The organism is Providencia sp. TYF-12, from assembly GCF_041344805.1.
Taxonomy (GTDB): Bacteria; Pseudomonadota; Gammaproteobacteria; order Enterobacterales; family Enterobacteriaceae; genus Providencia; species Providencia huashanensis.
The window spans coordinates 4638740-4660160 of sequence record NZ_CP166833.1; the positions used below are offsets into that span (position 1 = coordinate 4638740).

The window sequence follows — 21421 nt, forward strand, 5'->3', positions numbered from 1 at the left end:
TTAGTAGGCGGGACTTCCCCCGCCTCTTTCACCCACATCAATCCGAATCTATTGGTAGCTGTTTATTTTCTTTCGAAAACTGGCGACCAGAGAAAAATATCAAACATAACGGGATTAATGTAGCAAACAATGCATATTCCCTTGCATAATCAGCGAGTAATACCATGAGAAATGCCCCACCAGCAAAACCCAAGAGCGTCAGAAAATAACAATAACTTTTATACAATGCGTTTTTTCTGGCTTTACCTTTAAATGCGATAGACTCTGCTAAAGAACTAAAACCTAGCTGTACATTTAAGGTGACTGCAATATTCCCGTATAACATGCCATTAATTTTGTGGAATGCATTACCCTGCATACCTGCAATAAAAGACAAAGCCCAAACGGCATGAAACCCCTTAGATTGGATATTGAATAAAAAAATATACGCGATCAGCAGCAATAAAAGGGCTATTTCAAGTGACAGTAAAGTGAATGTCCATGTTTTCTCATCGGTATTATAGCGATAACGGATCAATGCCAGTAACATAGCTCCCGCACCAAATGAGAAAATAGAAATAACATAAGGCGTCACCGCAGCCAGACCGTTTTCAGCAAATTGATAACCTAGCATGATGATATTGCCCGACTGAAACGTCGCAAATGATTTCGTTGTGAAAAAGGCATAGCCATCCAACATCCCTGAGGCAATCGCTAATAAAAATGCAATAGTGGGTAATTGCATAAACGGCACTTGTGGTGAAGAGGTTGTCATATTTTATTTCCCTGTATTGAACTCTCTATTTTTGAGCAGCTCGGCCGACTCATAATCGAAGTGATATGCACCTTAAAAATTGTCTTAAATAAATTTGTTTTTTTGCCAATTTGGTCGATACATAATCCAAAATAACCAAAATAATGAATAGAGGGCGGAACAATAATTGAGTATTTCTTAATAAACCGTTTTTTATTTTTAGAGCTAAATAAAAATAAAAAAACCAACTGTAAAATAAATGCAAATTCAGAATTGAAATTCAAAATAAACCGTGATTAAAAACTTCACTAGAAATACTCGCAATTAAAACCAACAAGGCAACAACACCAAAAAAGTGAAGTGTTTTAACTCTCCTTTGCCGGCTTTTAATTGCTAATGAGTAATATTTTTCATATTAATAACTTAGCATTCCTGTTGTAACCAAATGAATTACAACAGGAAAACAAAAATAACTACCGAGTTAGCGGCGTAAACCAAATGGCTTGCTGCCCACTAATTAAACGCTCTTGATTAATCCAAGTAAAAGGAGCAGGAACCTGTGTTTGTAATCTAACATCTTCGGCCCCTCTCTGTGCTGTTAATGTTGGCGTCAGTACGACGGGTTCAGGCCCGTATATGGCGGCCGACGTTGAATCTCGTTCATTGCGGCCTCCACATATCACCCATAGTTGGTTTAATGTTGCGATAGCATAAGGGATAAAATCCGCTCGCCCAGTCGGTGGGTTTTCCACAGAATAAAGATGGCTATCAATTTCAACTTTCAAATCACTCGGTATGCCCGCTGGCGCCGCCAAAATATCAGCGCGTAATGCACTATATAACCCCGCGAGTTCTGGGACTTCTAATTCATGTGCCGCAGCCAAAGCAATGCGCCCAATAGGAGTTGCCGTGACACTGACTGCATGGCCTGCCATTGCCCAGCCACTATCACGCTCATTAAGGTGTGTCACTCTATAACGGGCGAGTATATCCCCCGCGGGGCCCGCTAGCACCACCGTGTGGTACAGTTTATCGGTATCAATTTCAGGGTAACTACCTACAATATACCCTTTCCCTTCATAAGCTGCTTTGCAAAGGATTTGTTCAAATACCCCTCCTCGTGTTTCGGCATGGGACAAAATAATATTCGGGTCATCGGTATAAGGAAGTGCCGAAAGCTCAGGTAAAACTAAGAGTTCATTCTCACCCACCTGAATAGAGTCTAACTTAGAGACTGATTTTTCCCACTGGGCTGCAATAAAAGTGGTTTGCACTATCGTCGAAGTTGCATTGATATCCGTAGGGCTACGATGAAATGCAAGTGTTGGGGAATATAAGTCAGGACGACGCTTAGCAAGCAAAGTATTACGCTGTTTATCGGCTTCATCTAAATCAATCATTGCGCTATATATGCCATTCAACCCGGGTTCCAATTCTAAAGGGCTTAACACCGGGGACTGCGCCACCTTATGACCGGACGGGGACCACACACTCGACCCCCCATTATAATACAGCTGTCCCTTGGTAATTGGATTCGTTTCAATACCGCTGCGTGTCGCACAAACTACCCATACGCCATTCAGTGCACTCATATGTTGAACATGGGCCACTGTTGAGTGGTCACCTAGCATTTCTGCCGCTGTTGCATCAGGCATCATACGGTCCGAAACTGAATGCCAACCAATAATTTGAGCCCCTTCAAGTGCCGCTAAACGAACATATTGCCAATAGGTATCGTCATAACAAATTAATAATGCGATGCGGCCTATCGGGGTATCAAACGTTTTCACACCAGTATTACCCGGAGCAAATACTTTTTGGTCTTGGGAGTTCAACCCTATTTTTCGATATTTACCAATGATACCTTCAGGCCCCATTAGGACCGCTGAATTATAAGCTAAACCTGTTTCACTATCTCGCTCAGCAATACCAACGCTCATATACATGCCAGTCTGTGCGAGGACAGGTAAAATTGCCGCCGTCGTTTTACCCGGAATAGTATCTAAATAAGGTGCTAACTCAGCCGTGTCCGAAAATAAATAACCGCTAACCGCTGTTTCAGGAAAAACGGCATAGTCGACACCCTGAGCAGCAACTTTCTCTGCAGCTGCAACTAGGCGTTGAATATTCCCATTTAAATCACCCCATGCAGGAACAAAATCAACGGCAGCAACCTTACTGCTTTTTTTAATTTCAGAAATACGCATATGACAATCCTTATTCAACGAATAGAGTAGTAAAAAGCCCCCACTATTAATGAATAATTAATCGTGGATAGAATAGAAAAATAATTTATGGGTTTAAAAAGTGAATTAATCCATTCAAATTCTGTGCATTATTGTTATATTTGAATATATTAATATCCAAATATAACAATTTAATATTGACTATCTATTTAAGCTCACCAATTATTAGGTGTTTAAAGTATTATTAATTAAATAACACTTTTATTTTTCATCTCAATAATTTGTTCATCGCTATAACCAAGCTCTTTCAATATTTCGTGATTATGTTCTCCCAGTAATGGAGCACTCTTAATTTCTGGAATAAAACTAGAAAACTTCACTGGGCACCCTACCGTTAAATAAGAACCCCGTATGGGTTGCTTAACTTCAACAATAGAACCACTACCACGCAAAGATTTATCTTCCATAATCTCTTTCATACTCAGCACTGCGGAACAAGGCACGCCAAACTTATCGAAATAATCGGTTATTTCATGTTTATCTTTGTCTTTCGCAATATCTTCAATCGCATCCCATACATCCTGAATATGGCTTACCCGAGCTTCGGTCGTTGCGAAATTAGGGTCGGTTTTCCATTCCGGTCGACCAATCGCATCACAGGTGTTTTCCCAATTATGATCCTGATTAATAAAGTAAATATAAGCATTAGGATCAGTATCACTGCCCTTACATTTAAGCATGGTGCCGGGCTGACCTCCCCCGCTGGAATTTCCGCCTCGGGGAACCGCATCACCAAACTTTCCATTTGGATATTGCGGGTACTCTTCTAAATAACCTATTTTTTCTAAGCGCTGTTGGTCGCGTAATTTTACACGGCATAAATTCAGCACAGCATCTTGCATTGACATCGTCACGCGTTGACCTTTACCGGTTTTTTCGCGGTGTAACAATGCGGTTAACAAGCCAATCAGTAAATGCATTCCCGTATTACTGTCCCCAAGGGCTGCTGCACTTACAACAGGGGGGCCATCAGGGAACCCTGTTGTTGAGGCTGAACCTCCTGCTGATTGGGCAACATTTTCGTACGCTTTCACATCTGCGTAAGGCGAGTTTTGATTAAACCCTTTGATGGAACCAAAAATTAAACGAGGATTTAATTGTTGAATGTACTCCCATGTGAATCCCATATGGTCAATCGCCCCCGGATGGAAATTTTCAACTAACACGTCCGCTTGGCGTATCAGCTTTTCCATGACTTCTTTACCCTCTGGGGTTTTAGTATCCAGCTCTAAAGAACGCTTATTACTATTAAGCATGGTAAAATATAATGCATCCACATCAGGAATATCACGCAATTGATGACGAGTTACATCTCCAACTCTTGGTCGTTCTATCTTTATCACATCAGCCCCAAACCACGCTAACATTTGGGTACAAGATGGCCCAGACTGAACCCCTGTAAAATCTAGAACACGTATTCCATCTAAAGGCTTTGTAGCTGTCATCATTTACCTCTTTTTGCCGAAAGACCATGATGCCAATCCCACCATGGTCGAGACTTTTATCAAACAGACATTTCTAAGCGACGACTCGAGCGATATAGATCCACACGGGTGCTGCAATAATAAAACCAAGTACACTTACCGCCAGTGATGCGGTTCCAGTACGGGTATAAATATTAAAGCGACTTGCAATAATAATCCCTGAGAACGCAGGTGGTAATGCCCCCGCTAATACCATCATTTGCAATTGCTCAGATTCCATATTAAACGTCATTCCCGCAAGTAACATTAAGCCTGGCATTAACACGAGTTTTAATAATGTGTTGTAAACAATTTCACCATCAAACTCGAATTTATTCGCTGCTAATGTCAAGCCTGCGGCAAATACCGCTACACCTGAATTCGCTTTAGCAATTAATTCAAAAGTCGGGTCTAAAATAGGGGGGATTTTAATACCAATAAGAACCAATACCGTTGCTAATACTGGGGCCCATACCACTGGCTCTTTGAAAGCAGAGACCAAAGCGTCCATTCCTCCTCCCCCTTTCTTACCTTCTGCATCAGATGGGTTAAGTAAAAATAGACCAATAGGAATAGTAATGGCATTAACAATAATTGAGATAATTGCCACAACGAGACCTGTAGAAACGGTCGCGCCATAAATAGGGTCGAGTATTGCAAACCCAAGAAAACCGATGGTCGGAGAACCTGCAATCAATGCACATACCGCCGCTTCACCACGGCTATGTTTAAAAAAATATTTACAACTAAAGAAAGAGAAAAAGAAACAAATTAATAAAGTTACAAACGAAATAATGGTCAGTTTAGTGTCAGCAAATATCATTTCACGATTAGCGCGTGCAATTGAAACAAATAATGCCGCGGGTAATGCATAATTTAAAACTAATTTATTGAATGCCTTTGCTTGGTCTTCCGTAAATACATTACGCTTACCACTCGCATAACCAAGGACCATAATAATAATGATAGGCAATAGGTCACTCATAAAAATCTTCAACATAAAGTCAGCCATAAGACCCACCTATTTTTTGACGATAAAGTACCTTACGCCACTTATATCAAGTAAGTGGCGCTATGAAATTTCAACGTTTTAAATTGATGTTGGGTTAATTTTTTACTACTGATTTAGGATTCAAGCTGCCTATATGGCCACTTTCAGTCCCCACATCAGGGTCTATCACCACATTAATTAACGTTGGGTTACCTGATGTTAACCCTGCTTTCAATGCCTGTTGTATTTCTGCTGGTGTCGTTGCGTTATAGCCGATACCACCAAAAGCCTCTATCATCTTGTCGTAACGGGCAGTTCCCATTAATACCGTTGGAGAAGGGTCGCTATCACCATGCAAATTCACACCATCGCCACGGTATATTCCGCCATTATTAAAAATTAGAATGGTCACTGGCAGTTTATAACGGCAAATAGTTTCTATCTCCATACCACTAAAACCGAATGCACTGTCACCTTCAATAGCCACCACGGGTTTACCACTGGTTACTGCCGCACCAACAGCGTAACCCATCCCCACCCCCATAACGCCCCATGTTCCACAATCTAAGCGCTTACGTGGTTGGTACATATCAATAATATTTCGTCCATTATCAAGCGTGTTAGCGCCTTCATTAACGACATAAACATCTTGGTGATCGACCAGCACATCACGGATTGCACGTAATGCATTGAAATAGTTCATCGGAGAAGTGTCAGTATTTAACTTAGCAGCCATTTTCTCGACATTGATTTTCTTATGCTCATCAATACTGGCAATCCATTCTGTTGGGGATTTAACAGGGATTGATTTAAGACCAGCCAGTAAAGACTCAATACTTGAGTAAATATCACCAACAACAGGTGCGGTTATTGGGCGGTTACTATCAATCTCAGATGGCTCAATATCCAATTGAATAAATTGAGTGTCTGGCGACCAATGCTTACCTTTTCCATGATCAAGCAACCAATTAAGGCGTGCGCCCATTAACACCACAACATCCGCACTGGATAAGGCATATGAGCGAGCTGATGCCGCTGATAGGGGGTGGGTATCCGGTAGCAAACCTTTTGCCATTGACATCGGTAAATAAGGAATACCCGTCGTTTCAATAAATTGACGAATATTGTCATCCGCTTGTGCATATGCGGCGCCTTTACCCAAAATAATTAATGGCCGCTTAGCTGATGCAAGTAACTTAAGCGCTTTATTCACTGAATCAGGTGATGGAATTTGTCTTGGTGCAGGGTCTTCTACCTTAAAAATCGTTTTGTCTGCTTCGTCTTTATCCATCACCGCCGCTAACACCTCAGTGGTAAGGTCAAGATATACACCGCCAGGGCGACCCGATACCGAAGCTCGTATGGCTCTTGCTAAAGCAATCCCTAAATCTTCTGGTTTATTAACTCGGTAGGAAGCTTTGACAAATGGCTTTGCAGTATTCATCTGGTCCAGCTCTTCATAGTCCCCTTGTTGCAGGTCTATGATCGCCCTATCGCTTGAGCCACTTATTTGGATCATCGGAAAGCCATTGGTTGTCGCATTGGCTAGTGCCACCATACCATTTAAAAAGCCCGGTGCAGAAACCGTCAAACAAATACCGGGTTTTTGGGTAATAAAACCACTAATGGCAGCCGCATTACCCGCAGACTGTTCATGGCGAAAGCCAATATAACGTATTCCCTCGGCTTGAGCATGTCTCGCCATATCCGTAACAGGGATACCAACAACGCCATAGATTGTGTCAATGCCATTCTTTTTCAGTGCATCAACAATAATATGCATACCATCCGTTAAATTTTGATTTTGGTCAGCAGACATGTCCACCTCATCGATAGCAGAATGATGGGGAAGGTATTCTCCCCCAATTACAATTTAGATAGCTTTATTGGTTCGCATAGATGCAATTTCATCTGCACTGTAACCTAGTTCAGTCAGTACTTCTTCTGTGTGCTCACCCAACAATGGGGCACTCTTTATATCTGGTGTGAACGAAGAGAATTTCATTGGGCAGCCTACAGTTAAGTAAGTGCCTCTTTTAGGTTGTTCTACTTCAACAACGCTTCCGCTATCACGAAGTGATTGGTCTCTGGCAATTTCACGCATGCTCAGTACTGGCGCACATGGCACCCCATACTTACTGAGGTATTCAACGGCTTCATGTTTGTCTTTATCTGCCAAGAACTTTTCGATTTCAGCAAAGATATCAAAGATATGTGGCTGTCGAGCTTGTGGGGTACTATAAGCTGGGTCACTCGCCCATTCCGGCTTACCAATGGCAATGCAAGTCTGTTCCCAATCTTGTTCCTGAATAGTGAAATAGATATAACCATTCGGGTCTGTTTCCCAGCCTTTACATTTCAAGATCCAACCGGGCTGCCCACCGCCTCCTGCATTTCCGCCACGGGGAACGGCATCACCAAATTTACCATTTGGATACTGAGGGTATTCTTCTAAATAGCCGATTTTTTCTAAACGCTGCTGATCGCGTAGTTTTACACGACATAAGTTGAGTACAGCATCTTGCATCGACATCGTCACGCGTTGCCCTTTACCCGTTTTCTCTCGATGTAACAGTGCTGCCAATAAGCCGATTAATAAATGCATCCCTGTATTACTGTCACCTAATGCAGCGGCGCTGACAAGTGGAGGACCATCCCAAAAACCGGTAGTTGATGCAGCTCCACCAGCGGCTTGAGCCACATTTTCATAAGCTTTAACATTGGCATAAGGTGAGTTTTCATCGAAACCTTTAATGGAGCCGAAAATCAGACGAGGATTTAATTCTTGAATATGTTCCCAAGTAAAACCCATATGGTCGATGGCACCTGGATGGAAGTTTTCAACAAGGACATCGGCTTGTTTGATCAGCCGCTCCATAACTTCTTTCCCTTCTGGCGTTTTAGTATTTAATTCAACGGAACGTTTATTACTATTGAGCATGGTAAAATAAAGCGCATCAACATCGGGAATATCTCTAAGTTGATTACGAGTTACATCACCAACGCCGGGGCGTTCAATTTTTATCACATCAGCCCCAAACCACGCTAACATTTGGGTACAAGATGGCCCTGACTGTACACCGGTGAAGTCGAGTACTTTGATACCTTGTAAAGGAAGATCCATGCATTACCTCTTTATTTAGCTATCGTAAATGGAATGAATGATATTTATTTCACTGTATTAAAATAATATATTTAAATATGAGGGTTTTTATTTTGTTGAGGTAATATATTCCGCAACCGTTAACTATTTGTATTAAATATTATGGTATAAGTCCAGTGATTCGCCGCTTTAATTATTTTTTAATATCAATAGGCTAAAATAATATTAAATATAGTAATTAATTTCACTATTGCTCTATTATTGAATAATAAATCAACATCATCTAAATGTATTATTTAGTTACTCTAAATATGACCATCTTTATTAAATAAAGCATAAAATTAAGATAATAAATCTAATATCGACATTCTAATATCGATAAATTAAAATATATTTTTAATAAATAATTAAACACAGTTAAAATAAAACCCATCTGAATATGATAATTAAATAATATAAAAAAACCCACAAATATAATTTGTGGGTTTTAAAAATACTATCAAGATACTTAGTTTTTCTCTTGCTGCTGCTTTTCTTTTTCGATGATTTCACGGTACCAGCGTGGGTGATGCTTTCTTGCCCAACCACGAGTTACCCAACCTTCAACCATCGCACGTACAGAGCCTTTCACCCAAATTGCAGCGTATGCATGCACCACTATCATGATGATCAATGCGATAGCTGAAAGTGAGTGCACTAAGATAGCCGCACGATAAACAGGAATAGGGAAATAATCCGCAAAATAAGGGCGCCACATAATCACACCTGTGATAACCAATGCTAGTAAGCAAATGGTGACTACCCAATATACCCCTTTTTGACCGAGGTTATATTGCCCTACATCGCCTGCCTCTTCGTTTTTTAGTACCTTACCAATATTCTTAGCCCACTTAATATCTTCTTTATTAATGAAGTTATGGTGGAAATAACGGAAGAACATAAACACGAACAGCAAGAACATCGCTGTGCCCACGAATGGATGTAAAATTCGAGACAGTTGTGGCGTACCTAAAATGTTCATAAACCAGTTTAATGATGGGAAAAAGAACCCTAGACCACTGATCGCGGTGAACAAAAAGCAAATCACAACCGCCCAGTGATTGATCCTTTCAATCGGCTTATGGCGGATAATTTTATCGTTATCATCTGGCATCATTTCTGATCCTCCCCTTCTTTTGATTTCGAAGTGTCAGATGACATTGCATTATGCAAATCTTCTAAAGCCTCTTCTTCATCTTTTTTGGAGACGCGGTTCGGACCAATACCCACATAGTGGAAGATGGCCGCCGCAAATGTTGCAGCAAAACCAACCGCTGCCAACGGCTTCCAGATACCTTTCCAGAAAGTGACGGTTGGGCTGATTGTCGGGTTTTCCGGCAGCCCGTGGTACAACTGAGGTTTATCTGCGTGGTGTAAGACGTACATAACATGCGTACCGCCAACACCTTCAGGGTCATATAAACCTGCATTTGCATAACCACGAGTTTTCAGCTCTTCAACACGCTCACCTGCCATGTTAATCATGTCTTCTTTGCTACCGAAATGAATAGCCCCTGTCGGACAAGTTTTCACACACGCAGGCTCTTGACCGACTTCAACACGGTCAACACATAACGTACATTTGTATGCACGGTTATCTTCTGGGTTGATACGTGGCACATCAAACGGGCAACCCGCAATACAGTAACCGCAACCAATACAATGTTCTGATTGGAAATCAACGATACCGTTTTTGTACTGAACAATAGCACCTTCTGAAGGACATGCCTTTAAGCACCCTGGGTCAGCACAGTGCATACAGCCATCTTTACGGATCAGCCATTCAAACTTATCGTTTTCTTCGACTTCAGAAAAACGCATTACTGTCCATGACTTAGCTGTTAAATCTGTTGGGTTATCATATACCCCAACGTTAGTCCCTATTTTGTCACGGATATCATTCCATTCGGAACATGCGACCTGACAAGCTTTGCAGCCGATACAGGTCGTAACGTCGATAAGCTTTGCAACCTCTTCCTTATAGTCCCGCACCTGAGGTGCGGGAGTCAGGGAATTGGTGGCAGAACGACGAATAATGTCCTGAGATTGCATTGACATAATTTATCTCCTTACACCTTTTCCACATTGACAAGGAATGATTTAAATTCCGGTGTCTGAGTATTCGCATCACCCACAAACGGCGTTAACGTATTAGCGATAAAGCCTTTCACTGCCAAACCTTCAAATCCCCAGTGAATTGGAATACCGATAGTATCGATATCTTTTCCAGCCACTTTCAGGGTATGAATACGTTTGGTAACGACTGCTTTCGCTTTGATGTAACCACGTTTAGAGCTAACTTTCACCGTATCGCCTTGCTTGATACCTTTTTCATTCGCTAAACGTTCACCAATCTCGATGAATTGTTGCGGCTGAATAATGGCATTTAACAGAGCATGTTTTGTCCAATAGTGGAAGTGTTCCGTTAAGCGATAAGTGGTTCCCACATAAGGGAATTCAGTCGCTTTACCCATTTGAGCCCAGTCATCTTTAAAGACACGAGCCGCAGGGTTAGACACCACATTTGGATGCAATGGGTTAGTATCAAGCGGGGTCTCGATAGGCTCGTAATGCTCTGGGAATGGGCCTTCCGCCATTTTATCCAGTGCGAATAAACGCCCCATACCTTCCGGTTGCATGATAAACGGACCAACACCACTACCCGGAGCAGCATTGCTATAGTCAGGAATATCCATTCCTGTCCATTTGCTGCCATCCCACTCGAGAATCTGACGTTTTGGGTCCCACGGTTTACCCATTGGGTCAGCTGATGCGCGGTTATAAATCACGCGACGGTTCAAGGGCCATGCCCATGCCCAACCTAATGTGTTACCCAGACCTGTTGGGTCAGAGTTATCACGGTTAGCCATCTGGTTGCCTTTTGGTGTCCAGCTACCCGTAAAGATCCAGCAACCACTTGATGTCGTACCGTCATCACGTAATTGAGCAAAGGAGCTAAGTAATTCGCCTTTTTTAACAATCACGTTGCCATCTGCATCTTTCAAGTCAACTAAAGCATAGCCATTGTTTTCTTGAGCGACTTCTTCCGGAGTTGGATTATCACGGTCAAAGTAGTTCCAAGTCATACTCAGAACCTGCTCTGGCACAGCACCACCTTCGGCAGCATATAACTGACGCATGCGATGGAAAATCCCCGAAAGAATTTCACCATCACTAATGGCTTCGCCCGGAGCATCCGCACCTTTCCAGTGCCATTGTAACCAACGAGCTGAGTTAACAATCGAGCCATTTTCTTCAGCAAAACAACAAGAAGGTAGACGGAATACCGTAGTTTGGATTTCTTCCGGTTTCACATCGTTCATTTCGCCGTGGTTTTGCCAGAAATTGGATGTTTCCGTATTCAGCGGGTCAACGGTAATTAAATACTTCAACTTAGAAAGTGATTTAATGACTTTGTTTTTATTCGGGAATGAAGCAACCGGGTTAAAGCCTTGGCAGATATAACCGTTAACTTCCCCCTTATCCATCATTTCGAAATAACGCAACACATCGTAGCCTTGATCCCATTTCGGTAATAAATCAAAGCCCCAGTCATTTTCTTTCTGCGCTTTATCACCATAAAAAGTTTTCATCATACTGACGAAAAATTTCGGATAGTTGCTCCAATAGTTAACTTGGCCTGCAACCGTCGCTTTCGGTGTATTGGCAGTTAAATAACTGTCTAATGTCGTTTGTTTTTCGGATGGTAAGGTCAAATAACCCGGCAAGCTTTGAGATAGCAAGCCTAAGTCAGTTAACCCTTGGATATTGGAGTGCCCGCGCAGTGCGTTTACACCACCGCCTAGCATCCCCATATTACCCAGAAGTAACTGGATCATCGCCATAGTACGAATGTTTTGGGCACCAACAGTATGTTGTGTCCAACCTAATGCGTACAAGAACGAAGCGGTTTTATCTTTAGCACTCGTTTCTGCAAGGTATTCACAGACTTGCAAGAAGTCTTTAATTGGCGTACCACAGATGTTATTCACCACTTCAGGTGTATAACGGCTGACGTGCTCTTTTAATAGATTTAGCACACAACGTGGGTGTTTCAGAGTCGGATCGCGCAGCGCAAGGCCGTTTTCATCCATCTCATAGTTCCACGTGGTTTTGTCGTATTGACGTTTTTCTTCGTCATAACCTGTAAACAGGCCGTCATCAAAACCATAATCTTCACGAATAACTAAACTGGCGTTGGTATACGCTTCCACGTATTCACGCTGAATTTTTTCATTATCCAATAAGTATTTGATAACACCAGACAAGAACGCAATATCAGTACCTGAGCGAATAGGCGTGTAAAAATCCGCCACTGCCGCAGTACGGGTAAAGCGAGGGTCAATAACGATTAGTTTGGCTTTATTATGGATTTTAGCTTCCATCGCCCAGCGGAAACCGACTGGATGCGCTTCTGCCGCATTACCACCCATAACGACAACTAGGTTTGCATTTTTAATGTCAACCCAGTGGTTGGTCATCGCACCGCGACCAAATGTTGGAGCAAGACTTGCTACCGTTGGTCCGTGTCAGACACGCGCTTGGTTATCTACGGCAAGCATGCCGAGAGCGCGGGTAAATTTTTGGGTTACAAAGCCGCTTTCATTGCTTCCTGCGGATGCACATAGCATACCGGTGGTTAGCCAACGGTTAACAGTGACACCCTCTTTATTTTTTTCAATAAAGTTCGCATCGCGGTCTTCTTTCATTAACTTAGCGATACGATCAAAGGCTTCATTCCAAGTGATACGTTTCCACTCATTTGTCCCTGGCTCACGCACTTCAGGGTACTTAAGGCGGCTTTCACTGTGGATAAAATCGATAAGTCCAGCACCTTTAGGACAAAGTGCACCACGGTTTACCGGATGATCCGGGTCCCCTTCAATATGGAAAATGCTTTCTTTCGCATTTTTCGCGCCATCACCAAGGCTGTACATTAACAGCCCACAGCCGACAGAACAGTAGGTACAGGTATTTCTGGTTTCCTTCGCACGCAGTAATTTATACTGGCGCGTTGACGCTAACGCAGTGGCGGGTGCAAACCCTAATGCTGCTGCCGTCGTACCTGCCATACCGCCAGCGCAGATCTTAAAGAACTGCCTTCTGCTGACTTGCATGGGGATCTCCTCATTATACATTGCTCATGTTTACCTAACGCCAATCGCGATAATCAGGTAAACTGTTCTTATTCAACGTCTTCCCTATCGTATCCAGGTACATTGCCTGGCAAATGGTGTAAATTCTTTTTACCCATAATTAATATTATGTATCATTAATGCTAGGAATTCATCTAATGTATGAAACAAATACTACAAATGACTCCAAATTAACTAAAATGATTGGCTTAAATCACACAAGCGTGCAACAAAAAGGCAACCTTAACTCCCCCGTTAATGATTATGTTGCAGAAGAATATCCTGTCGCTCTAGTGTTCAATGGCATATCACATGTTGTTATGATGGCAACGCCAAAAGATTTAGCGGATTTTGCCGTCGGGTTTGCACTTTCAGAAGGGATAATACAGTCAGGTGATGAAATACGTGGAATTGATATCGTTGAAGGCTGTAACCGAGGAATTGAAGTACAGGTTGAATTATCTAGCCGCCGATTTATGGAGCTAAAAGAACGCCGCCGTAATTTAGCAGGGCGTACAGGCTGTGGTATTTGTGGTACCGAACAACTCGATGAAATTTTTAAACCCATCGCTCCCCTACCTTTTACACAAACATTTTCCTTGTCTTACTTAGATAACGCGCTACATGAATTGAAAAAGGTACAAGAAATAGGTGCCCTAACGGGCTGTACCCACGCCGCCGCATGGATATCACCAGAAGGTTTATTAGTGGGGGGATGCGAAGATGTCGGTCGCCATGTCGCACTTGATAAACTACTCGGAATGAAGCATCGTAACCAATGGCAACAAGGTGCTGTATTGGTTTCTAGCCGCGCAAGTTATGAAATGGTACAAAAAGCCGCCAGTTGCGGTGCAGAAATTTTATTTGCCGTTTCTGCTGCCACGGCACTCGCTATCGAAGTGGCGGAAAAAGCCAATTTAACCTTAGTCGGTTTTTGCCGTCAGGGGAAAGCCACCGTGTTTACCCATCCGAGTCGGGTAAAGGATTAATCCCAACCTTTTTTTAATCGTGCGGCTTTATGATGTAACCCTGATAAAATTGAGTCTGCAATGTGCTTAGGGAAATTGGTTGGAAGCTGTTCCCTAACCTTTGTAATAACACTTTCCATTTGCTCATCAAACTCAATTAAGATTTTTTCCATTTCAGTGCGGTCAAAACCAACCTCCTTGGCCGTTGCAAAAAAATGCCTTGGAAAAATTTGCTCTATATTGTATTTCATCTCCCTTGTTCCCTTCAGCCCCATAGCCAATTTGGCATCTCTAGGGTTAATTCCCCTCCCCCCATAACTAGGATACATGGACAAAATATCGTAAAAAGGTGTTAACTGATAACGGCCTTCAGGTTCAATAAATAATGAAAAATTTTTAGCATGGCCATCCGTCGCTGCAAGTAACCAAAACAAAACCTGGCTCTTCATAAACTGATATCTATCTTTCTCTGCATTTATTGAACCTAATAAGTAATTCATAATTTCAGAAATACCCGGTCCACCATGATTTTGATATTTTCTTGCCGGTGAAATATTCAATGTTTGACAAAAATCTTCTTGTGGTAAACGCATAATCCACGAGGAATCAGAAGAATATTTACGCTCAAAACGTTCAACCGCTAACGCCTTTATTTCACCTACATTTAAAATAAAACTATGGGGCACATCATTTAAACTGATGAGCCCCAGTACTTGAGCGAATAAAGTCACCTACCCAATAACCATTCATATATACATGCAAAATCGCCATCACCACTCCTCCTTCCATCCAGAGTTTGAATTTGAGTTTGAGTTTGATGAGCCACTTTCATTTCGCGGTTTAATATCGAGTTCTAAATTTAGGGCAGATAAAATCTTAAAGAAGGTTTCTAATTTGGTAGAGTCAGGAGAGAGTTCAAAACTGGAGACGGTATCTTGCCGAATACCCACTTTACTTGCGACTTTACTTTGAGATAATTTTTTCGTCTCTCTGACATCTTTCATGTAAGCACTAAGTTGTCGGGTATTGGTCACTTTCATTTTAACACCTACCTTGTTTGGCACTAATGATATTTACCTACTACAACCGGTAAACATCATTTTACACGCTATAACAGGTAAAATATAAATAACACGCTATAGAGTGTAGAAATATATCGATAAGTATCATTCAAAGATAGACACAATACTGAGCCTTAAAGCGAGTGCAGCATCCACAAATTAGGCTCAATATATTCAACTTGTTGGCGCTGAATATCAACAGTAACTGGCACCAAAGCGTTGGGTACAATATATTGCCCTGATTGCGGGAAATACATACCTGTCCATGATTGCCAATCAGCAATTGAGCCTATAATGACCATTGAACGATGAACGGGCTGTAGTACCGTGGCACCCAACCGCCAATGCGTTCTGATCCACGGGTCAAAAGGCTCCCCTCGCTCATTTTGCCAGCCGCAATACGCCTCAAAATCCTGTAATGGATAACAATGTTTTAATGTTGGGCGAACAGGCACAATCACCGCTTTTGCCGCATATTCTTTTGCTGCGTGTTTTAATGCATTAATCAATAAAGCAGGGATTTGACACCCACGATATTGCGGGTCAACCGTCACAGAAAGTGCCGAAATATAAGGCTCTCCGCCTTGTTGATTTTCCATCGCGAAGTTAAAAATCGCATCCCAGCCCATTTCCGCTAATTTGCTAAAATCACCATAAGGCCATAAAAAAGGCACAGAGCGAATAATACCAATGACCCGCTCCTCTTCGTTCTCATTTACAGTGGCAATAAATTGAAAATAAGAATTGGGCTCTTCATCAAGCCTGTTCCAATATTCATCACATACCGATGATTGGCTCATAAACTGAGGCCATAACTTATCAAGAAATAACTCGCACTCTTCTATTAAGTCAGGGCGTTGAGCGTAACTTTGAGTGTTAACTTGCAATAACTTATCCATGCTTTTATCTGTTAGTTGGTTTAATCGACCATTTTAGAAAAATAAAAACACTAAATGCTTAATATTGGATTAAGACGACAAAAAAGAAAGGAAACCTACACAACGCCGTGTAGGTTAATACGATACCGTATTACTTCCCAATACAAAAACTTGAGAAAATACGGCCTAATAAATCATCAGAAGTAAACTCCCCCGTGATTTCGCTGAGTTCTAATTGGGCTAGACGCAACTCTTCAGCCAAAAGCTCACCGGAGCGGGCATTCACTAACTGGTCATAGCCCTGTTCTAGGTGAACTGCGGCCGCATTCAATGCTTGTAAATGGCGGCTACGTGCCAAGAAACCACCCTCTGTATTACTATTAAAGCCAACCGCTTCTTTTAGATGATCCCGCAATAAATCAATACCATTTTCTTCACGAGCAGATAAACGGATTAATGGGTAACGAGTGTTATCAATAAACTCAACCGGCTCCCCGGTCATGTCTGCTTTATTACGGATCACAGTTACGGGTAGCTCATCGGGTAGGCGTGCCATAAATTCGGGCCAAATCTCTTGTGGCTCAGTGGCATCAGTCGTGGTGCTATCCACCATAAACAGCACATGGTCAGCCTGTTCAATCTCCTTCCATGCACGCTCGATACCTATACGCTCAACTTCATCACTGGCTTCCCGTAGGCCTGCTGTATCAATGATATGTAATGGCATTCCATCAATATGTATATGTTCACGCAACACATCACGGGTTGTACCCGCTATATCCGTGACAATCGCTGCCTCTCGCCCTGCTAACGCATTCAGTAAGCTAGATTTACCGGCGTTTGGACGCCCAGCAATCACCACTTTCATCCCTTCTCGCAACAAACTACCTTGGCGAGCTTGGGAGCGAACCTGTTCTAAATCGGCAACCACTTCATTAAGCTTGGCTTCAATTTTACCATCAGATAGAAAATCAATTTCTTCATCGGGAAAATCAATCGCTGCTTCCACATAGATGCGCAAGTGAGTGAGTGCTTCCACTAATTGGTGAATATGGGAAGAAAAAGCCCCCTGTAAGGAGTTCATTGCAGAGCGCGCCGCTTGCTCTGAACTCGCATCGATTAAATCGGCAATCGCCTCAGCTTGGGCTAAATCAAGCTTATCATTCAAAAATGCACGCTCAGAAAACTCACCCGGATTTGCTATACGAATACCATCAATAGTGAGTATTCTTCTTAGCAATAAATCAAGAATGACCGGACCACCGTGTCCTTGTAGTTCAAGGACATCTTCCCCTGTAAAGGAATTTGGCCCAGGGAAGTAAAGCGCAATACCTTGGTCAAGGACAGAACCTTCTACATCACGAAAAGGGAGATAATCCGCATAACGTGGCTTAGGGAGTTTACCCAACACGGTTTCAGCCACTAATGCAGCTTTTGGGCCAGATATACGTAAAATACCGACACCACCACGACCGGGAGGTGTTGCCTGTGCGACGATAGTATCGTTGATTTGCATGAGGTTTCTCTGTCTTTGACTTGAAAACTGTTTTTTGAAAATAATTAAGGCGACCATAATTGGTCGCCTTAATACTACTATAGAATCTCGCTTTGTGAAGCCATTCTCAATTTACTGAGAAGCGAAATTATTTTTTCTCTTTTTTATCGCGACTGTGTAGACCACGTTTTTCCAGACCACGGTAAATCACTTGTTGCTGGATAATGGTGACTAAGTTACTCACGATATAATACAGAACCAGACCTGATGGGAACCACAGGAAGAAAATAGTAAACACGACAGGCATGTACGTCATGATCTTCTGCTGCATTGGGTCAGTCACAGCGGTCGGTGACATTTTCTGGATAACAAACATCGTCACACCCATCAATACTGGCAGGATGTAATACGGGTCTTGCGCAGACAAGTCTTGGATCCAACCAAAGAATGGGGCGTGACGCAGTTCAACAGAACCCATCAACATATAATAAAGTGCAAGGAATATTGGCATTTGGATCAGCAGAGGTAAACATCCACCCAGTGGGTTTACTTTTTCTGCTTTATACATCGCCATCATTTCTTGGCTCATACGCTGTTTGTCATCACCAATACGCTCACGCATCGCAGCCAATTTTGGTTGCAGTAAACGCATTTTCGCCATTGAGGTATATTGCGCTTTAGTCAGTGGGTACATAATACCACGGACGATAAAGGTAATAACAATGATGGCAATACCCCAGTTACCCACGAAACCGTGAATAAATTTCAACAGTTTGAACAGAGGCTGAGAGATAAACCATAACCAACCGTAATCTACGGTCAAATCTAAATGAGGAGCAACTGCCGCCATTTCAGATTGAATTTCTGGACCAACCCATAACGTTGATGAATAAGTACCTGCACCATTTGCAGCAATGGTCATTGGTTCACTCTTATAACCAATAATGGCAGATTTTTTATCAAGGTCGATGGTATAGAAGGTGCTCTTTTCAGAACTTGCAGGGATCCATGCGGTTGCAAAATATTGTTGCAACATCGCGACCCAGCCACCTTTAGTGGTCAAATCAAGGCTTTTATCTTCGATGTCACCAAAGCTATATTTTTTATAGTTGTTTTCATCTGAAGAGTAAGCTGCACCACGGTAAGTATGCAAAGCAAAATTACTACTACCTGTATCACGCTCTTTTGGTAACTCGATAGTTTGTTTCAACTGACCGAAGAAAGCGAGACTTAAAGGTTGAGCTGTCGGGTTTTGAATACTGTATTCAACTTCAACAGTGTATTGGCCACGTTTCACAATATACGTTTTCTGATAAACAACACCGTTGCTATCTGTAAATGTCATTGGAACACGTAACACATCCTGACCGTTCTCTAAAACGAAAGTTGCAGAGTCTGTAGAGTACAGTGGACGTTCGCCATTATTATTTGCGGGGTTGTCTGGGCCATGAAGGCCAATCAAACCACTTTGTGCCTGGTAGACAAAGCCTGGGTTAGTTTCCAGTAAACGGAAAGGGTCTTCCGAATGAAGGGTCGCAGGATAGGCTAACAGGTCAGCCTCATCGATATCACCACCACGAGTATTGATACGAATATCCAATACATCTGTTTTGACTGTGATGAGCTTACCTTGCCCGCTGCCAGTTACGGCTTGAGCATCACTGCTTGGCATATCCGCTTGTTGCGTAGTTTGAACAGTTTTAACTTCCTGAGCAACTTTATCGCTCTCCCAGGCCTGCCAAACTAAGAACGACACGAACAACAAAGCGATGAGTAGAAGATTGCGTTGCGAATCCATCGTTATAATTCTCTATTATCATCAGTTTTTCTAGGTGGGACAGGATCATCTCCACCAGCGTGTAAAGGGTGGCATTTTAATATGCGTTTCGCCGTTAACCAACTCCCTTTTAGCATACCAAACCTGCGCAATGCCTCAATTCCGTAATTTGAACATGTGGGATTGAAGCGACAACGAGGCCCTAACAACGGGCTAATCACCAGTTGGTAGCCTCTGATCAGCATGATCAGGAATTTTGAGCCAAGCGACGGTGACGACGCCATAACTTATCCAACGATTCCGTAATCTGTTGATTGTCGAGATTAGCGACCCCTTTCCTTACCAATACCACAAAATCCATTGAAGGCAACTCATGTTGATGCAAACGAAAGTATTCACGGGCTAACCGTTTGATACGATTTCGCTCATGAGCTCGTTTAACATTTTTTTTGGCGATGGTAAGACCGATGCGGGGATGCCCCAGCTCGTTTAGGCGACCAAGGATAGTTATCTCTGGGGAACTCGCCCTCTGCGGCTGCTTAAAGACATTATCGAAATGCCTGGGAGTTAACAAACGTAACTCCCGGGTAAAAGCGAGCGTAACCACTGGAATAGAGGGCTAGCTTTATTACTTAGATGAAACGGTCAGACTAGAGCGGCCTTTCGCACGACGGCGAGCCAGAACTTGACGACCATTTTTTGTAGCCATACGAGCACGGAAACCGTGTGAACGGTTGCGCTTCAGTACGGACGGTTGAAAAGTGCGTTTCATAACGATTTCTACCTAACTTTAAAATTTATTACTGATTCAGTAAACGCGTTGGCAACCAGTGAAAACTGATTTACACCTGTGCCTCTATCGCAACAATATAGAAAGAGGCAGGATTGTAATAAAACATAGGGGGTCACGTCAATGAAATGACGCAATCAAACCACTTTTATTTATAGCCTGGCTGACAGGTTTGCCGACATATGTTGTGACAGCCAACTGATTATTTTACTTTCATACTGGCTGACCACCTGCTTTTAACCCCTCTCTCTTTAACGTCAGCGTTAAAATAGAGTAGCGGTACCCAGCAAGTTTACCTCAGTTTTGTGTAAAAATCACATCAGTACTGTACACAGGGAGGAAGATTATACGGACTCCGCCCCAAAGCGCAAGGATCTTGAAGTGATCTGAAAATATTTTTTGATCAAGCAGAATATTTTCGAGAAATCGTCTAAAGTTATCCCCAGCCATGTGGAAAAATAGCGGGTAATGACGATCATCCTGTCTGTTTCTTTATCATAAGAGATGCCTTATCACATTTACCTGTGGATAAAAAGCATAAAAACTGTGTAAAAGAATGAAGATCTCTGGCTAATTTTGCGGTATGATCTCGGGTCTATTTCTGATCCACTGATCAGCAATATGCGGTAAGTAAAAATTAATCTAAAACCTCTTTGGGCCATTAATAAAAAGTGATCCTGAGAAAATTCTTTGTTTGAATCCGTAATTCTTGTTCCATTGACCTTGTTTAGGGGAGTCCAAC

General features: G+C 42.3%; 19 protein-coding genes. 1 reads left to right on the forward strand and 18 read right to left on the reverse strand.

What is annotated here, in order from left to right; genetic code table 11:
• Positions 1–37: 37 nt before the first annotated feature.
• The 9 genes from ABE954_RS21745 to fdnG all read right to left on the reverse strand — a co-directional run bounded on the left by ABE954_RS21745 (position 38) and on the right by fdnG (position 13692).
• Positions 38–754: a YoaK family protein gene (locus tag ABE954_RS21745; protein ID WP_042846762.1), complete on the reverse strand. Its 717-nt coding sequence runs from the start codon at positions 752–754 to the stop codon at positions 38–40.
• Between the two features lie 452 nt (positions 755–1206).
• Complete coding sequence (locus ABE954_RS21750) at positions 1207–2940, reverse strand: nitrilase-related carbon-nitrogen hydrolase (protein WP_131680785.1); 1734 nt, start codon at positions 2938–2940, stop codon at positions 1207–1209.
• A gap of 227 nt (positions 2941–3167) precedes the next feature.
• Positions 3168–4424, reverse strand: a complete 1257-nt coding sequence (gene frc / locus ABE954_RS21755; protein WP_371025912.1) for a formyl-CoA transferase — start codon at positions 4422–4424, stop codon at positions 3168–3170.
• A gap of 73 nt (positions 4425–4497) precedes the next feature.
• Entirely contained in the window at positions 4498–5442 is a 945-nt protein-coding gene (gene yfdV / locus ABE954_RS21760) for a transporter YfdV (protein ID WP_210814372.1), read from the reverse strand.
• A 106-nt stretch (positions 5443–5548) separates the two neighbouring features.
• On the reverse strand, positions 5549–7252 hold the full coding sequence (gene oxc / locus ABE954_RS21765; RefSeq protein WP_042846766.1) for an oxalyl-CoA decarboxylase: 1704 nt from the start codon (positions 7250–7252) through the stop codon (positions 5549–5551).
• Positions 7253–7306: 54 nt separating this feature from the next.
• Positions 7307–8557 carry a formyl-CoA transferase gene (frc, locus tag ABE954_RS21770; RefSeq protein ID WP_371025684.1) on the reverse strand — a complete coding sequence of 417 codons (1251 nt, stop codon included), beginning with the start codon at positions 8555–8557 and terminating at the stop codon, positions 7307–7309.
• A gap of 487 nt (positions 8558–9044) precedes the next feature.
• The gene (gene fdoI / locus ABE954_RS21775; RefSeq protein WP_042846768.1) at positions 9045–9692 is read right to left on the reverse strand and encodes a formate dehydrogenase cytochrome b556 subunit; all 648 of its coding nucleotides are present in this window, start codon (positions 9690–9692) and stop codon (positions 9045–9047) included.
• Entirely contained in the window at positions 9689–10633 is a 945-nt protein-coding gene (fdxH, locus tag ABE954_RS21780; protein WP_004906826.1) for a formate dehydrogenase subunit beta, read from the reverse strand. The genes fdoI and fdxH overlap by 4 nt, the downstream gene beginning before the upstream one ends.
• A gap of 11 nt (positions 10634–10644) precedes the next feature.
• Positions 10645–13692, reverse strand: a complete 3048-nt coding sequence (gene fdnG / locus ABE954_RS21785; protein ID WP_080750904.1) for a formate dehydrogenase-N subunit alpha — start codon at positions 13690–13692, stop codon at positions 10645–10647.
• Between the two features lie 176 nt (positions 13693–13868).
• Between fdnG and fdhD the strand changes: the two genes are divergently transcribed.
• Complete coding sequence (gene fdhD / locus ABE954_RS21790) at positions 13869–14699, forward strand: formate dehydrogenase accessory sulfurtransferase FdhD (RefSeq protein ID WP_042846771.1); 831 nt, start codon at positions 13869–13871, stop codon at positions 14697–14699.
• Here fdhD and ABE954_RS21795 read toward each other — a convergent pair.
• From ABE954_RS21795 to ABE954_RS21835, 9 genes are all read right to left on the reverse strand, one after another.
• Complete coding sequence (locus tag ABE954_RS21795; protein ID WP_225833099.1) at positions 14696–15409, reverse strand: HipA domain-containing protein; 714 nt, start codon at positions 15407–15409, stop codon at positions 14696–14698. The two genes, fdhD and ABE954_RS21795, sit on opposite strands and share 4 nt — an antisense overlap.
• Before the next feature lie 39 nt (positions 15410–15448).
• Positions 15449–15718 carry a helix-turn-helix domain-containing protein gene (locus tag ABE954_RS21800; protein ID WP_131680787.1) on the reverse strand — a complete coding sequence of 90 codons (270 nt, stop codon included), beginning with the start codon at positions 15716–15718 and terminating at the stop codon, positions 15449–15451.
• Positions 15719–15873: 155 nt separating this feature from the next.
• Positions 15874–16638: a hypothetical protein gene (locus ABE954_RS21805; RefSeq protein ID WP_042846773.1), complete on the reverse strand. Its 765-nt coding sequence runs from the start codon at positions 16636–16638 to the stop codon at positions 15874–15876.
• A 130-nt stretch (positions 16639–16768) separates the two neighbouring features.
• A complete protein-coding gene (gene mnmE, locus ABE954_RS21810; protein WP_042846829.1) occupies positions 16769–18133 on the reverse strand; it encodes a tRNA uridine-5-carboxymethylaminomethyl(34) synthesis GTPase MnmE in 1365 nt (454 codons plus the stop codon).
• A 127-nt stretch (positions 18134–18260) separates the two neighbouring features.
• A complete protein-coding gene (yidC, locus tag ABE954_RS21815; RefSeq protein WP_042846774.1) occupies positions 18261–19910 on the reverse strand; it encodes a membrane protein insertase YidC in 1650 nt (549 codons plus the stop codon).
• Positions 19911–19912: 2 nt separating this feature from the next.
• Positions 19913–20173: a membrane protein insertion efficiency factor YidD gene (gene yidD / locus ABE954_RS21820; RefSeq protein ID WP_042846775.1), complete on the reverse strand. Its 261-nt coding sequence runs from the start codon at positions 20171–20173 to the stop codon at positions 19913–19915.
• The gene (rnpA, locus tag ABE954_RS21825; protein WP_072035181.1) at positions 20137–20496 is read right to left on the reverse strand and encodes a ribonuclease P protein component; all 360 of its coding nucleotides are present in this window, start codon (positions 20494–20496) and stop codon (positions 20137–20139) included. The genes yidD and rnpA overlap by 37 nt, the downstream gene beginning before the upstream one ends.
• Before the next feature lie 21 nt (positions 20497–20517).
• On the reverse strand, positions 20518–20661 hold the full coding sequence (rpmH, locus tag ABE954_RS21830; RefSeq protein ID WP_042846776.1) for a 50S ribosomal protein L34: 144 nt from the start codon (positions 20659–20661) through the stop codon (positions 20518–20520).
• 170 nt (positions 20662–20831) lie between these two features.
• On the reverse strand, positions 20832–20909 hold the full coding sequence (locus tag ABE954_RS21835) for a hypothetical protein (protein WP_367575689.1): 78 nt from the start codon (positions 20907–20909) through the stop codon (positions 20832–20834).
• Positions 20910–21421: the final 512 nt, after the last annotated feature.

Bases quoted from the DNA above. Each gene is read 5' to 3' on its own strand.
- ABE954_RS21745 (WP_042846762.1), bottom strand. From the start codon at position 754: ATGACAACCTCTTCACCACAAGTGCCGTTTATGCAATTACCCACTATT.
- ABE954_RS21750 (WP_131680785.1), bottom strand. From the start codon at position 2,940: ATGCGTATTTCTGAAATTAAAAAAAGCAGTAAGGTTGCTGCCGTTGAT.
- frc (WP_371025912.1), bottom strand. From the start codon at position 4,424: ATGACAGCTACAAAGCCTTTAGATGGAATACGTGTTCTAGATTTTACA.
- yfdV (WP_210814372.1), bottom strand. From the start codon at position 5,442: ATGTTGAAGATTTTTATGAGTGACCTATTGCCTATCATTATTATTATG.
- oxc (WP_042846766.1), bottom strand. From the start codon at position 7,252: ATGTCTGCTGACCAAAATCAAAATTTAACGGATGGTATGCATATTATT.
- frc (WP_371025684.1), bottom strand. From the start codon at position 8,557: ATGGATCTTCCTTTACAAGGTATCAAAGTACTCGACTTCACCGGTGTA.
- fdoI (WP_042846768.1), bottom strand. From the start codon at position 9,692: ATGATGCCAGATGATAACGATAAAATTATCCGCCATAAGCCGATTGAA.
- fdxH (WP_004906826.1), bottom strand. From the start codon at position 10,633: ATGTCAATGCAATCTCAGGACATTATTCGTCGTTCTGCCACCAATTCC.
- fdhD (WP_042846771.1), top strand. From the start codon at position 13,869: ATGTATGAAACAAATACTACAAATGACTCCAAATTAACTAAAATGATT.
- ABE954_RS21800 (WP_131680787.1), bottom strand. From the start codon at position 15,718: ATGAAAGTGACCAATACCCGACAACTTAGTGCTTACATGAAAGATGTC.
- ABE954_RS21805 (WP_042846773.1), bottom strand. From the start codon at position 16,638: ATGGATAAGTTATTGCAAGTTAACACTCAAAGTTACGCTCAACGCCCT.
- mnmE (WP_042846829.1), bottom strand. From the start codon at position 18,133: ATGCAAATCAACGATACTATCGTCGCACAGGCAACACCTCCCGGTCGT.
- yidC (WP_042846774.1), bottom strand. From the start codon at position 19,910: ATGGATTCGCAACGCAATCTTCTACTCATCGCTTTGTTGTTCGTGTCG.
- yidD (WP_042846775.1), bottom strand. From the start codon at position 20,173: ATGGCGTCGTCACCGTCGCTTGGCTCAAAATTCCTGATCATGCTGATC.
- rpmH (WP_042846776.1), bottom strand. From the start codon at position 20,661: ATGAAACGCACTTTTCAACCGTCCGTACTGAAGCGCAACCGTTCACAC.